This window comes from Parabacteroides sp. AF39-10AC (assembly GCF_003635405.1).
Taxonomy (GTDB): Bacteria; Bacteroidota; Bacteroidia; order Bacteroidales; family Tannerellaceae; genus Parabacteroides; species Parabacteroides distasonis.
Window position 1 is genome coordinate 302,952 of the sequence record NZ_QTLP01000002.1, and the last position, 12,666, is coordinate 315,617.

General features: G+C 51.1%; 21 protein-coding genes. 9 read left to right on the forward strand and 12 right to left on the reverse strand.

The genetic code is table 11. The features are described from left to right. Positions 1-28 precede the first annotated feature (28 nt). The gene (locus DW033_RS03185; protein WP_122382440.1) at positions 29-859 is read right to left on the reverse strand and encodes a DUF5032 domain-containing protein; all 831 of its coding nucleotides are present in this window, start codon (positions 857-859) and stop codon (positions 29-31) included. Positions 860-1,101: 242 nt separating this feature from the next. Continuing rightward, positions 1,102-1,314 carry a hypothetical protein gene (locus DW033_RS25280; RefSeq protein WP_007567577.1) on the reverse strand — a complete coding sequence of 71 codons (213 nt, stop codon included), beginning with the start codon at positions 1,312-1,314 and terminating at the stop codon, positions 1,102-1,104. 106 nt (positions 1,315-1,420) lie between these two features. On the opposite strand from DW033_RS25280, the gene DW033_RS03195 reads away from it, so the two are divergent. The 9 genes from DW033_RS03195 (at position 1,421) to DW033_RS03240 (ending at position 5,338) form a co-directional block, all read left to right on the forward strand. Beyond that, positions 1,421-1,831: a hypothetical protein gene (locus DW033_RS03195; RefSeq protein WP_004291538.1), complete on the forward strand. Its 411-nt coding sequence runs from the start codon at positions 1,421-1,423 to the stop codon at positions 1,829-1,831. 161 nt (positions 1,832-1,992) lie between these two features. Continuing rightward, positions 1,993-2,208, forward strand: coding sequence for a hypothetical protein (locus DW033_RS03205; protein ID WP_004291535.1), 216 nt, complete (start codon positions 1,993-1,995; stop codon positions 2,206-2,208). An 11-nt stretch (positions 2,209-2,219) separates the two neighbouring features. Continuing rightward, a complete protein-coding gene (locus DW033_RS03210) occupies positions 2,220-2,441 on the forward strand; it encodes a hypothetical protein (RefSeq protein WP_004291534.1) in 222 nt (73 codons plus the stop codon). Positions 2,442-2,454: 13 nt separating this feature from the next. Further along, entirely contained in the window at positions 2,455-2,871 is a 417-nt protein-coding gene (locus DW033_RS03215) for a PcfK-like family protein (protein ID WP_004291533.1), read from the forward strand. Further along, a complete protein-coding gene (locus tag DW033_RS03220) occupies positions 2,868-4,199 on the forward strand; it encodes a PcfJ domain-containing protein (protein ID WP_004291532.1) in 1,332 nt (443 codons plus the stop codon). Before DW033_RS03215 ends, DW033_RS03220 begins: the two co-directional genes overlap by 4 nt. A 24-nt stretch (positions 4,200-4,223) precedes the next feature. Continuing rightward, on the forward strand, positions 4,224-4,481 hold the full coding sequence (locus DW033_RS03225; protein WP_004291531.1) for a hypothetical protein: 258 nt from the start codon (positions 4,224-4,226) through the stop codon (positions 4,479-4,481). Between the two features lie 19 nt (positions 4,482-4,500). Further along, complete coding sequence (locus DW033_RS03230; protein ID WP_004304291.1) at positions 4,501-4,734, forward strand: DUF3873 domain-containing protein; 234 nt, start codon at positions 4,501-4,503, stop codon at positions 4,732-4,734. Further along, complete coding sequence (locus tag DW033_RS03235; RefSeq protein WP_005783104.1) at positions 4,674-4,976, forward strand: hypothetical protein; 303 nt, start codon at positions 4,674-4,676, stop codon at positions 4,974-4,976. Before DW033_RS03230 ends, DW033_RS03235 begins: the two co-directional genes overlap by 61 nt. A gap of 53 nt (positions 4,977-5,029) precedes the next feature. Then, positions 5,030-5,338 (forward strand): hypothetical protein, encoded by a 309-nt coding sequence (locus DW033_RS03240; protein ID WP_004304290.1) that lies wholly within the window; start codon positions 5,030-5,032, stop codon positions 5,336-5,338. 33 nt (positions 5,339-5,371) lie between these two features. Here DW033_RS03240 and DW033_RS25285 read toward each other — a convergent pair whose 3' ends face one another. From DW033_RS25285 to traJ, 10 genes are all read right to left on the reverse strand, one after another. Then, entirely contained in the window at positions 5,372-5,761 is a 390-nt protein-coding gene (locus DW033_RS25285; RefSeq protein WP_004291527.1) for a hypothetical protein, read from the reverse strand. 64 nt (positions 5,762-5,825) lie between these two features. Continuing rightward, on the reverse strand, positions 5,826-6,353 hold the full coding sequence (locus tag DW033_RS03250; protein WP_004291526.1) for a hypothetical protein: 528 nt from the start codon (positions 6,351-6,353) through the stop codon (positions 5,826-5,828). Then, positions 6,350-6,853, reverse strand: coding sequence for a DUF3872 domain-containing protein (locus DW033_RS03255; RefSeq protein ID WP_004291525.1), 504 nt, complete (start codon positions 6,851-6,853; stop codon positions 6,350-6,352). Before DW033_RS03255 ends, DW033_RS03250 begins: the two co-directional genes overlap by 4 nt. Then, positions 6,850-7,752: a toprim domain-containing protein gene (locus tag DW033_RS03260; RefSeq protein WP_004291524.1), complete on the reverse strand. Its 903-nt coding sequence runs from the start codon at positions 7,750-7,752 to the stop codon at positions 6,850-6,852. The genes DW033_RS03255 and DW033_RS03260 overlap by 4 nt, the downstream gene beginning before the upstream one ends. A gap of 7 nt (positions 7,753-7,759) precedes the next feature. Beyond that, entirely contained in the window at positions 7,760-8,335 is a 576-nt protein-coding gene (locus DW033_RS03265) for a conjugal transfer protein TraO (protein WP_004291523.1), read from the reverse strand. Between the two features lie 2 nt (positions 8,336-8,337). Further along, on the reverse strand, positions 8,338-9,324 hold the full coding sequence (traN, locus tag DW033_RS03270; protein WP_004291522.1) for a conjugative transposon protein TraN: 987 nt from the start codon (positions 9,322-9,324) through the stop codon (positions 8,338-8,340). Positions 9,325-9,358: 34 nt separating this feature from the next. Next, positions 9,359-10,711 carry a conjugative transposon protein TraM gene (gene traM / locus DW033_RS03275; RefSeq protein WP_004291521.1) on the reverse strand — a complete coding sequence of 451 codons (1,353 nt, stop codon included), beginning with the start codon at positions 10,709-10,711 and terminating at the stop codon, positions 9,359-9,361. Then, complete coding sequence (locus DW033_RS24605; RefSeq protein WP_004291520.1) at positions 10,692-11,000, reverse strand: TraL conjugative transposon family protein; 309 nt, start codon at positions 10,998-11,000, stop codon at positions 10,692-10,694. The genes traM and DW033_RS24605 overlap by 20 nt, the downstream gene beginning before the upstream one ends. Before the next feature lie 6 nt (positions 11,001-11,006). After that, positions 11,007-11,630: a conjugative transposon protein TraK gene (gene traK / locus DW033_RS03280; protein ID WP_004291519.1), complete on the reverse strand. Its 624-nt coding sequence runs from the start codon at positions 11,628-11,630 to the stop codon at positions 11,007-11,009. 31 nt (positions 11,631-11,661) lie between these two features. Then, complete coding sequence (traJ, locus tag DW033_RS03285) at positions 11,662-12,666, reverse strand: conjugative transposon protein TraJ (protein ID WP_004291518.1); 1,005 nt, start codon at positions 12,664-12,666, stop codon at positions 11,662-11,664.

The window sequence follows — 12,666 nt, forward strand, 5'->3', positions numbered from 1 at the left end:
TTAATTAAACCAAACAAGGCATGTCTCCTTACTTCACGGCGAAATTATACTCGAAAGTATACTTATAAGAGCTTGCGGTTCCTCCGTCATTCTCATCGATAGTCATACACGTTATATAATCTCCCACGGTGGTATAGGTGTATTTGTACTCAGCTTTCACCTCGCTCTGGTTAGGGATCGTATAGGTGTAGGCACGGATCGGAAGATTCCGGTTCTGAACACCATATAATAGGTTCAAGGGAGTCACAGCTTCAAAATCAACCGGAGCAAAAGAGCCGATCACACGTAGAGGATAATTTTCAGGCCTCTCCACCGTACTATACTCATACTCCATCCGATCCTGATTCCGAGAAAAAGTTACCACATTCCCGTTTTCCCAATAAAACTTATCATATTCCCTGTAACCCTCACTCTCATACCCTTGACCGTCTTCTTTCGGCCAACGAGCTACCCATGAGGTCAACACCAGATTAGATCCGGAATAACCATACTTATATTCATCACTCACATAGACCTCATTACTCGCATACGAATTTTTCCTCAAGACGTTCTTTGCCGTGATCACATTTCCACTTAATATATATTCTCCTAGTTCGTCCCCGGTAGAGATATCTATCATCAAATATTTGTTGTCAGAAGAGAAAAGACGAAACTCTTTATCTCCATGGAAAGATATACTCGATATTTTCCCGTCATTCATATAATTGATATCAGCGGTAAAAAGCGGGCTTGAAGCTCCGTCTTTATAACAAGAAACTTTCGTTAGCTTATTCAATTCCGGAACAACGGGACCGTCATCGTCTCCGCAGGCCGTCAGGCTAGCGGCCCCTATTAGTAACAAAAATAGATACTTCTTCATCATTCTTTCGTGTTTTAATCTGTTACGGCAAAAATAGGGCTTTTAAATGAATAACCACTAAAGTAACCTATTTTAAGTGTTCCTGTTTGAAAAAATGCTTCTAAAATCGTAGTTTTGCTCCATGAAGTTACGAAAAGAGTGTAATTTATTGGAAATGAGCGTAGGTTAATTGCTCTTGATAGTAATAGGTTACGATTTAGTTAGTTATCTACTGCATTATCCTTCTGCGCGTTGCGTAACCTTCAAAGAACTCTTCGTATGCAAAAGTAGCTATTTAATTCGAGATTTTGATATAAACTCCCGTTTTTTATCCCCTCATTCATAAGAATTTTCCGTAAAAGCGGTATTGTCCGTCGGCACACCATTGCCCAAAACGAGTTTGGAACAAACGTGTGCCGACTACCGCATAGCTGGAGAAAAGGGCATTGCCTCACGCCTAAACGATGTTTAGACAGATGAAGCAATGCCCCTTTCTTTTGCGCCTATGCCAAGAGGTGCTTTTACGGGTTTTCAAATGATTTTTCTTTTTTCGCTGTCTCTTTTGCCGGAAGCGGAAAGTGAATGCAGAGTGTGTCAGCCTGCCCCATGAATGAAACAGGCGCCCACACACAGCCGGACAAACCGGGAAGAATGATTGTTGCCACCCGGCTGAACAAGTTCCGTCGGATCGGAAACAATCATACTTCCTTTGTTGTGGTTTGCCCTTTTCACGCTTCCGGTGATGTCTTTTTCCTTTTGGTGATTCTTTTTTTTACGGATTTTCCCCTGAAGTTTTTTTCTACACAATCTGCCTCTGTTTTCGTTTACCTCCATTTTGCGCCTTTCAGTAAGCCGCATCAGTCAGTCATTTTCGTTCTGGGCGCAAAGGTAATTCCGGGATTGGACGGGAAAGCAAGGTCAAGCCTCCTGTTTTCGGTAAAAATCTCCAGCCCTGCGGGTAGTATTTTGACCGAAAAACCTTGCATTCCCTAATCCCTACCTTTTCAAGCACCCGAAACGAAAACGACCGATGCGACAGAAAGACGCATAAAAAAAATGTCGGATAAACGAGAGGCAGATAAGATAGTTTGAAACTCAACTCCCTCAGCTCTTGAATCCGCATTAAAAACAAAAAAATCAAAAACAGCGAAGATATGACGGCAACGGCAAATTTCAGACAAATGGCGCAACACATCGGGTTGGCGATATGCGGCTTGATGATGCGCACCGCCTTCGGGGTGTTCGGCATCCTTTGGGGCATCATCAGAGAGATTGTAAACGGAGTGTTCCGAGTGGCGATAGGTGTAATCGTGGCTATCCTTTCCACCATTGCCTTCTTTGGCTTCATCCTTTGGTTATTCACCCTTTAACCCTTACCGACATGGCAAAAAGAAACAGCAAGACGGCAGCGCAGCAGTGCAGATATTACGAGGTGGACAACATCTTCGTGTATATGGTGGAAACGTACATCAACGGCAATTTTGAAACTTTCCGAAGATTGTACCACGAACTGAACAAGGACGCACGGAGGGATTTCATGGACTTCCTTCTCAGCGAGGTAGAGCCGACCTATTGGAGAGAGATACTGAAACAGATAATCTAAAAATGACAGCGATATGAAAGGAACAGACCATTTCAAGAGAACGATATATATGTACTTGGAACAGCGTGCGGAGGAAGATGCGCTATTTGCAAAGAAGTACCGCAACCCTGCCAAGAACATGGACGAGTGCGTGACCCACATTCTGAACTATGTGCAGAAAAGCGGTTGCAACGGTTTCACGGACGGAGAGATATTCGGGCAAGCCATCCACTACTATGAGGAAAACGAGATAGAGGTGGGCAAACCGATGGACTGCCAAGTGGTTGTGAACCACGTTGTGAAACTCACGGCAGAGGAAAAGGCGGAGGCACGTCAGAACGCTGTCCGCAAATACCAAGAGGAGGAACTCCGCAAGTTGCAGAACCGCCACAGACCGTCAGCGAGAAAAGAAAACCAACCCCAACCCTCATTATTTGATTTAGGCTTATGAAACCGAAGACCAAGATACAGAAAGAGGTGGCAAGACTTTCCGCCAACCTTCGCCCCATATCAGCGACACAAATAGATTGGGCATACCGCCACTGCGTTGAGCATATCGGCTACCGCACCAAGAAAGGGAACATCACCTGTTCCGACTGCGGTCACGAGTGGCACAGCGACAGCGGACTATGCGACACCCTTGAAGGCTGCACCTGCCCCAAATGCCATGCCGAACTCAAAGTGCAGGACACACGCAGACGCATCTACAAGGAAACGCAGAATTTCAGCGTGATAACCACCTGCAAAGGGTATCAGGTAATCCGCGTGGCGCAGGTCAGATGCGAGAGCAGGAAAGGCGAACCGATGCGTTTCTACTGCCACGAGGTCGTGCAGCGTTGGATTTCACCCGACGGCAAGGTTACGGACATGGCGTTGCTCCGTGGCTTCCTTTTCTGCTATTGCGATGTGTGGGCATTAGGCAGCGATATGGAGGTAAGACCGCACAACAGCCTATACGATGATGTGGTGGCAAGAAGCTGTGCATATCCAAAGATGAGGATATTGCCCCAACTCAGACGTAACGGCTTCAAGGGCGATTTCCACGGCATCTCCCCCGTGCGTCTTTTCAAAGCCTTGCTTTCAGACCCAAGAATTGAAACCCTTATGAAAGGCGGTGAGATTGAGGTCATGAAACACTTTCTTTTCAATACCCGTACTGCCGATGAATGTTGGGCATCATATCTGATTGCCAAGCGTCACAAGTATCAGATAGACAACCTCTCAATGTGGTGCGACTATCTGCGTATGCTCAAAAAACTCGGTCAAGACCTCCGTAACCCGAAGAACATCTGTCCCGAAGATTTCATGGCGGCACACGACAACGCAACCCGAAAAATTGAAGCCATACACGAGAAGGAAAGAGCCGCAGAGCAACGCCGTTGGGAGATTGAAAGGCGTGAGCGTGAGCAACAGCGACAACTCCAACGAAAGAAAGATGCGGAGGATTTCATCGCCAACAAATCCAAATTCTTCGGCTTGGTAATCACGGACGAGGAAATAATCGTCAAGGTGCTTGAAAGCATAGACGAGTATTACAACGAGGGCAAGACGCAGGGCATCTGCGTGTTTGGCAGTGGATACTACAAGAAAGCCGACACCCTCATACTATCGGCAAGGATTGGCGATGAGATTATTGAAACCGTAGAGGTGGACTTGCGAACCCTCGAAGTGGTGCAGTGCCACGGCAAGCACAACCAGGACACCGAATATCACGAGCGCATCATAGACCTTGTGAACAAGAACGCCAACCTTATCCGTGAGCGGATGAAAGCGGCATAGCATAACCCCTAAAACAACATTGATATGGAAGTAAGAATTGAAAGTATGATTTGTGTGTGGGATGATGCAATCCCCACGATGTTCCTTGAATTTGTGAACCTCCTCACTCTCACAACGAGTGAGGGGGAATTGAGAAAGAGCGTAAAGGAGTTTGCCGAGAAGCACGAACTTGACAAGTTTTTCCTTTACGGCTTCGGCTCACACCATTTCTACCTGCACCAACGCTACACAAGCAACCCCGAAATGGTGATGAAGAACAGAGTTCTGTCAGTACATTTTTAACCATCTAAAAAGCAACATTATGACAACACGAATGACCATCAACGGAGTAAGCACCTGCGCGGAAGCAGGTACGGAGAAATACGAGCGTTTCCAATCGGGTATCGGAAGACGCAGGCGGACACTTGTGCAGTACGACTACCGCCACCCCATAGACAGAGAATTGTTCTCTTGTGTCAAACCCACGTTGGACGAGTGCCGAGCCGCACGGGACAAGTGGCTGAACGCAAAGAAGGGAAAGGAGGACAGACTATGAACACGACCTATCAAACGCTGATAGTCAAGTTCAGCGAACCTATCACGGCATTGGACGGTATCTTTGACGATACCGGAGCGTGGGGAACGGACACCCTCAAGGGGTGGATAGATGATTACGAAAGCACACGTTTCACCGCCACCGACAGCCATACGGCAGTCATCACGAGCGAGTACAATATGGAATGTGTGAAAGAGTGGCTACAACGGCAGACCCCCATTTCCGAAATGCGAGAATTTTGAACGGGATGGCGGTGTCCGCACCGCCAATACTTAAAACCCTAAAAACAAAAGATATGATAGCCAAGACGATATTACAGCAGATAGGCGGAAAACGCTTCACCGCCATGACAGGTAGCCGTGATTTCATAGATATGGGCAACGGCTTACGGATGAGCCTTGCAAGGAACAAAACAAGTGCCAACCGCCTTGACATCATCTATGACGAAGGGGCAGACCTCTACAATATGCGCTTCTACCGCAGGACGTTCAGCAAAAAGACCTTTGAGTGCAAGACAAAGGACATTGCCGTACACGAGGGTATCTATTTTGATATGCTGGAGGAAATGTTCACGATGGTGACGGGACTTTACACACGCTTTTGAGTGGCGGGGCGGCGAGAGCCGCCCTACTTTCTTTCAGTGAGCATGATGGCGGACAAAGAAAGTAGCAAAGAAACCTTTGTCCAATCTGCGATAACTAAAAAATCCGCAAGTAAAACTTGCGGAGGCTATATATTGGGTCGTTATTTTTTGGTGGAGGGGAATGATAATCTCGAACCGTTGAACTACACATTTCTGCTTCGTCTCCATTTCCCCCAACGATTTGATACGTTCAATCATTTTTGTTGTTCCTTTCTGAATTTTCCTAAATACTTTCTTCATAATTTCGCTATACTTTTTATGGTTAATAACTATGTTTTGTATTGCTCTCACAACACTTACAACTTGAAGTGTTATTTGGAAACCGATAGGCAAAAATGGCTCAACGATGTCAATTAACGAGAAAATCCTACGATAATCTATCAAGTGATAGAGCAAAAGACGTGCCAAGTTAAATATGGCACGTCTTTTGCCAGTTTTGTCAGTCCTTTTATGGGATATACAACAGCGCAAACTCCGCCTTTCTCCGTTTGAGCAGCATGGCGTGGCGTTTTCCTTTGTAGTTGCAGAAGGCTATATACTCACGGTAGATGTTCCTGTCACCAGCTTCCAGCTTCTTGATTAAGGTGCTTTTGGGGATTGTTTTGCTGCCTAACAGCTTCGCCGGTCCCACATTGTAAGCTAACGTGCCAAGCAAAATCGAATCAACCCCGAATTTACGGAACATGGCGACAAATTTGCGCAGGTCTTTCCGCAAAAGTTCATCCGCATCCCGTTTTGTCATGGTTCGTGCCGAATACTTCTCGTTTGGCAAAAGTTTGTGACCCCAACCGACGTATGGGTAGTGTTTTTCTGAGTGCCAGCCTTCAAAGTAGCGGCAGCATAAAAAAGCACGTTCCATAAGCGGCAGTCGGTAGATTGCCGCCTGCCCGTCCGTTCCCTCTTGGCGGCTGATCTGCGCGGACACAGAACAGACCGTCAGAAGTGAACAGAGCATTGTCATGAATACACGCATCATTTCAACAAGGGGCTGAAGTTGCCGATGGGAACGATGGTAAGATCGTCGTCCTTTACATTCCTGTTGTTGAAGTCAAATTCCAGTTCGTAGGAGTTGCTAAAGTTATCCTCCACCACCACGATGAAATTATGCGCCTCATCACCCGCCGCCGTGTAGTACAGGCGGAATTTTTCGTTCTCCAGCAGGTAGCGGTCGTTAGGCAGGAAGGTGATGCCGTTATCCATTTTGAGCGAGCCTTCCCCCTCGAACTGGAAATAGCGGATGGTATAGAGCGTACCCGAAAAGTCGCCCTCCTTTTTCAGTTCACAGCGGATTTCCACTGTCTGCCCCTTTACTACCTTGTTCGGCACGGGCATGACCTCCACCGTGAAGGGATAGGACTGCTGGATGTCCATGTCATCGTCACATGACACGAGGGTGAATGACATGGCGGCTATCAGGCATAACGCCACTGCCTTGAATATTGATGTTCTCTTGTTTCTGTTGTTCAGTATGTTCATTGTTCTTCGATTTTTAGATGGTTGTTTTTCTGTTTTTTCGTTGTCAGTTGCAGGTACTCGTTCAAGTCCTTGCAACCGTCATAGAGGGAGGAACGGTCGGTGACACGTTCCCCGTATCGCATGGTAAGTGCGGCAAGCGTCCGCCGTCCGGCTTCGTCACGGTCGAGGAAGCAGCCGATGCGCCCGTATCCGTCCAGCAATCCCGCCGCCTTCTCCACGTTGGCGACTGAGTTCAGCACAAGACAGTCAGCGTTACCGGTTACACCAAGCGTCACGGCAGAGAGAAAGTCCATGAAGCCCTCGAACACGAGGCACTCGTCAGCCGGGATGTCATTCGCCTTTACCAGTGATACAGACTTCGGAGGTATGCAACCCTTGAAATATCGGCTTCTGACTTCATAGCCACCTGCCATGTTCGGAAAGCCAACGGCAAAATACCGTTTCCCACGCACACCGTAGTTCAAGCGGCAGCAGTGACGGGATGCGATGGCGTAAGGGATGCCCCGTTCCTCTAAATACTCCGTCAGCAGTGAGCGGAGCAGCGGAGCGACCTCCACATCCTCAAAAACGGATTCGGTCGGCTTCGAGAGATAGACGGGCTTTTCCCATCCGGCAACCGTCATATTGGCGGCTTCCGCTATGAACTTCGCTTGCTTCATGAAGTCATCGCTTTGCAGAAACTCCCCGGCAAGCGTGAAGATGTCGCCGCCCTTGCCCAAACCGAAGTCGTACCAGAGCTGTTTCGCCACGTTCACACGGAAAGAGGATGTGCGCTCGCCCCTGTACGGGGCAAGATACCACAGCTCGTTACCGCTCCTTCTGACAGGCTCATGCCCCAGCCGTGCGAGAAAATCCGCAAGCGGCATCCTTCTGACAGCATCTATTTCCGTCCTTTCCATGCCCGTGTCAGTTGATGATGAACTTGATACCGACCCCGAACTGCGTGTGGAACTTCCGTGTGTCGCCACCCCAAAGGCAACGCTCCCGCAGGTTGGCAAGCAGGGCGATACGGTCTGCCACGTAACACTCCACATCGAGCGTCAGCGCACCGCCGTAGATGAAGGCGTCCCGGTCGTGCAGCGTGGAGCCGTCATGCAGCACCTTCTTCCCCCAATTTACCGCCTCATATCCGGCGAGAGCCGAAGCCCCGGCATAGACGAAAACAATCTTTCGGGCGTCCGACAGTATCTTGAAGTAATAGCCGCCCTCCGCCGTGAACTGCGCCACGGGTATCTTGGTGTCCTTGTAGGGATTGTTCTTCAACAGGTATTCGCCACCGAACACCCACTTGTTCCCCTTCTTCGTGTAGGTGGAGAGAGCCGCCCCGAAGCTGTACCCGCCGTCCTTGCCGCCGAGATTGAAGCCGTCCGCCATGTCCGCCCTCACCTCGATGCCCTGCATCTTCGGCAGACACCGCTGGGCGTGCGCCTGCCCTGTAAAAAGGGCAAGCGACGCGATGATTATTGCGATGTACTTTCTCATGGTCAGCGTACTTGAAGTTCGTTGATGGTACCCGCGCGTACCAAATCCTCGTTCTCAATCACGAAGGACTGGTGACGGCCGCCGTTCTTCTCGTTCAATTCCACCACGAGGCACTTGTCATCGGGGATGGTGAACTTCGCCATCGTGAAGACCGTGCGCTCGCTCTTTTTGCCCGGCACGAGGGTGGCGTAGTTCTGCGCGCGGAGCGGCAGAATAATCTGCTCCTGCACGGCAGTACGCTTCGCAACCTTCTTGTCCACGATTTTCCAAGTGATGTAGTCCACATCGAAAGGCACGTTGCTCTGGTTCTTTATCTCCGTGTGGAAATAAAGCAAGCCGTTGTGCGTGTAGATGCCTTTCAACAGGTATTGGATGCCGAAACGCTTGCAGCCGATATGCTTCACCTCGCGCTTGTTCTGTTTGTGGATGGACTTCATGATAAGGCGCACCAGCATCGGGCTTTCGCTGCCCAGCTCTTTCAGATAGATTTCCTGCGCGTTGTTCGGGCGGTTCACCGTGCTGCCGTCATGGATGAAGTCGCACATCTCCACGTTGAGCAACAGCGGTTCGGCGGCGTACTTCACGTTGAAGGTGTAGAAACTGCCGTCCTCCGTGATGACGGACATATTCGTTTCGTTGGGAAAATTCCTTACGGTAGCCTTCACACGGATGATGTTCTCCGCTCCGTCGGCTTTCCCGGCAATCAGGTCGGGCGAGCCTAAATCGACATAGCGCACCTCCGCCGGAAAAATGACGTGGACGGTCTTGTCGTAGGTCACTTCCAGACCGTGCGGCGGTATCATGCGGTCGAAGGTCAGCTTGCGTGACAGCCCGTGATATAGGTCGCCGTCCGCCTCCTTCTGCGGATAGACCTCCTTCGTCAAGGTCGGTTGTTCACTTCCGTTGGTCGTTTCAACGGTTACATTCTCCTGCGCGTTGGCAGTTATGATGCCCATAGCGAGGGCAAACATGATGATTACTTTTCTCATTACTTTTGGATTTTAGTGGTAATTTTTATTGTTTTCAATATTTTTCTTGGTAAAGCATGACCCTGTACCCGGCTTTCAGATGCACCTTGACGGTTCGCATCTTTTTGGCGATGTACTGGCTCGTGCCTTGTATCAGCCCCTTGCCCAAGTCGGAGGCGAGCTGCGCCCCGGCATTGGTGGAGATGTTGATGCTGCTTCCCAGCGAGCCGCCCATGTTGGCGGCGACCTCCCGGACGGCGTTCATCTCCATCGAGTTCGGGATGAAGATGCCGGGCTGTCCGTCCGTGTCATAGACCGCAAGCTCCACGGGGATAATCGTGCCGTCGTATTCCAGCGAGGTAATCTCGATGTCGAGCCGCTCACCCTGTATCTTGCCCGTGCCGACCACCACCGCACCCCGGGGTATTGTCCTGCCTGCCACCGCCATAGGCTCCAGCAGGCGCAGCCTTACCGTCTGCCCGTCCGTCACGCTCTGCGCCCCATGCACGCACGCCGGTATGGTGTTCCTGTCCAATACCTCCGCCGTGCCGACAGCCGTGTTGAAACCCCGGTTGCGTTCCTGCGATAAGGCGGCGACAAACTCCGCGTTACTCATAGGCTGTGAGAGTGAAGAAACTACTTGATGCTCCACCTGTCTGATAGGCATTGCCTTGTTCTTCTTCCCTTTCTGCACGGTAGTTGGCTCTGCCCTCTGTTCCGCCGATGGCTGTCCTCCGTTCTGACCGCCCATGTACTTTGCCGCCAGCTCGTAGGACTTCTCCATAAGAGCCACCTGCTCGTCCATAGAGGAAGCCTTGCCCCTCTCGCTTTCCAGTTCCGACTCCAGCGATGCGATGCGCTCCAACAATTCGTCCATCTCCGCATTGTCGTTTTTCGGCTGGTCGTAGAAGTTTCCGAGCGTGGCGTTCAGGTCACGGTAGGCGGCTGCGGAGGACTGGATGGTCTGCGGCGTGGCTGGCTTTGCCCTTTCTTCCTTGCCGCCCGGATTGGCGAGGTCGAAGTCCACTCCGTTCTCCGTTCCCGCTATCTCGCGGTCGAACATGTCGCCCAGCTGCCCGATGGCACGGTTGCGGCTCTCCTGACGCTCTTCCATCTCCCCATGCTCGTAGGCTTTCAGCTTGTCGCCGATAATCTGCCGGTTCGCCTTGTCAGCGTCGGGCATCTCGGTGTTGTATCCGTCCGTTCCCGGCGGTTGCTCCTTGCCGGAGGACGGGGCGAATATCAGCCACATCGCCCCGATGAACACCAACACCATAGCGGGCAGCACGATCATCTTCTGCCGTTTCAGCCGTTGCGCCTCTGTCAGCGGTTCGCGCTCCTTTTTCGGTTTCCCCGTTTCGGGAGCAGCTTTGTTCTCTTTCGTCGGTTCATTCTTTGTCTGTTCCATATAAATAAGGTGTTAAGTGATTGCCTGTTTCCGCCGGGGTCGGCAGTTCCACCCGTCCGGCGTGTCCCGTTTCCATATGTGAGCCGTCGTTCCTGCCGATGTCATAGACGGCTCTGCCGAAGGTGTAAAGGGCAAGCACCGCGAAGGCGGCGAACATCCCCAGCACGATGCGGCGGCGTGTTTCCGGCGGCAAGCCGTCCAGATACCCTTTGAGACTTGCCGCCAAGCGTTTCCGTTTGTCGTGGAGTTTCCAATACATGCCCCACATTGATTTTCTGATACTTTTCATGTCCTGTTACCGTTTGATAGTCTGTAAATCCTTGTTCTCAATGATGGTGAAACCCTCGATGGTAAAACCGTTCGGGTTGTCATCCGACCGCGATGCGTTCAGCAGGCGGCAGGTGGTCACGAGGCTGCGCTCGGTGACGTTGCTCTGCCGGATGATTTTCTGTGTGGCGTAGGTCACGGCACGGTAGGGATAGGCGTTGAAGTCGCACACCACGCTGTCCACCTTCAGCACTTGGTTGATGTTCCCGGCGATGATGCGGTTGTAGTACCCCTTCTCCGCGAAGTCCGAATAATAGTGGTACACGCTCTTGTCCGCCAGCAGCAAGGCACGTTTCACGTTGTGTTCAATCGCGCTTTTTTCAGGTGATAGCGTGAAGAACATCTCGTGGAAACGGCGCACATGTTCCCGTGCCTCCGCCGGGCGGTTCTGCGACAAATCCTGAGACAAGGCGAGCATCAGGCTCTTGCCGTTGTCCAGCACATAGATTTTCTCCCGTTGCTTCTCTGCGAAACGGTAGGAGTTCCACACGCTCCACACCGTCACCACGGCGCACAGCGAGAGGAAGACGATACCGAACAGGCGTATCTGCCTGAACGACGATTCGATGTTTCTAAGTGATTTGAATTCCATTTATATTTTCCAATTTATGATTGCACATTGATTATTTCAGCAATTTGCCGACACGTCCGACTGCGTTTCCTGCGGCTGCACCCGCCACGCTGCCCGCCATGCTTCCGGCTCGTCCCGCCATCTGGTTCACGTTGCGACCGTAACCGCCCATGCCTCCGGCTTGGATAATCCAGCCCGCAACGGTGGGAATGGTAAAGTAGCCGATGATGCCGATGCAGAGGAATACGATATACACCCCGTCGCTCGAATCCAGCGAGAAGTTCGGGTCTGCCTGCATCCGCTCGATGTCGTTTTGCAGCATCAGAACCTGTATCTTCGCCAGTATGGTGCTGAACATGTCCGATACCGGTAGCCACAGATAGACCTGTATATAGCGGCATATCCACTGCGTGAGCGTGTTTTGGAAACCGTCCCATACCGACAGGGCGAAGGCTATCGGACCGAGAATCGCCAGCACCACGAGAAAGAAGGTGCGGACGGTGTCTATCACGAGGGCGGCGGCTTGGAACAGCAGTTCGAGTATCTCGCGGAAGAAGTCGCGGATGCTCTTCTTCATGTTGTACATTCCCCGGTCGATATACATTCCCGCCATCGTCACCATGTCGGAGGGCGACCAGCCGAGTTCCTCCAGTTGCTTGTCAAATTCCTCGTTGGACACGAGGTAGGCGGTTTCGGGGTTGCGTACCATCGCCTCGTATTCCAGTTTGTCCTTCTGCTCCCGGTATCGGTTCATGTCCAGCGTTTCCGCCTCCAGCATCTTTGCCGTGCCCTGTACGACGGGTGAGAGGATGCTGTTTATCGTGCCCAGCACCACAGTCGGGAAGAACATGATGCACAGACCGATGGCAAAAGGACGGAGCATCGGGAATACGTCTATCGGTTCAGCTCTCGCCAGCGACTGCCATACCCGGTAGGCGACGTAGAACAGCGCACCCAGCCCGGCGATGCCTTTCGCCACACCAGCCATGTCCCCACACAGCGGCATCATCTGCTCATAAAGTGAACGTAAAATCTGATGAAGGTTGTCGAACTTCAT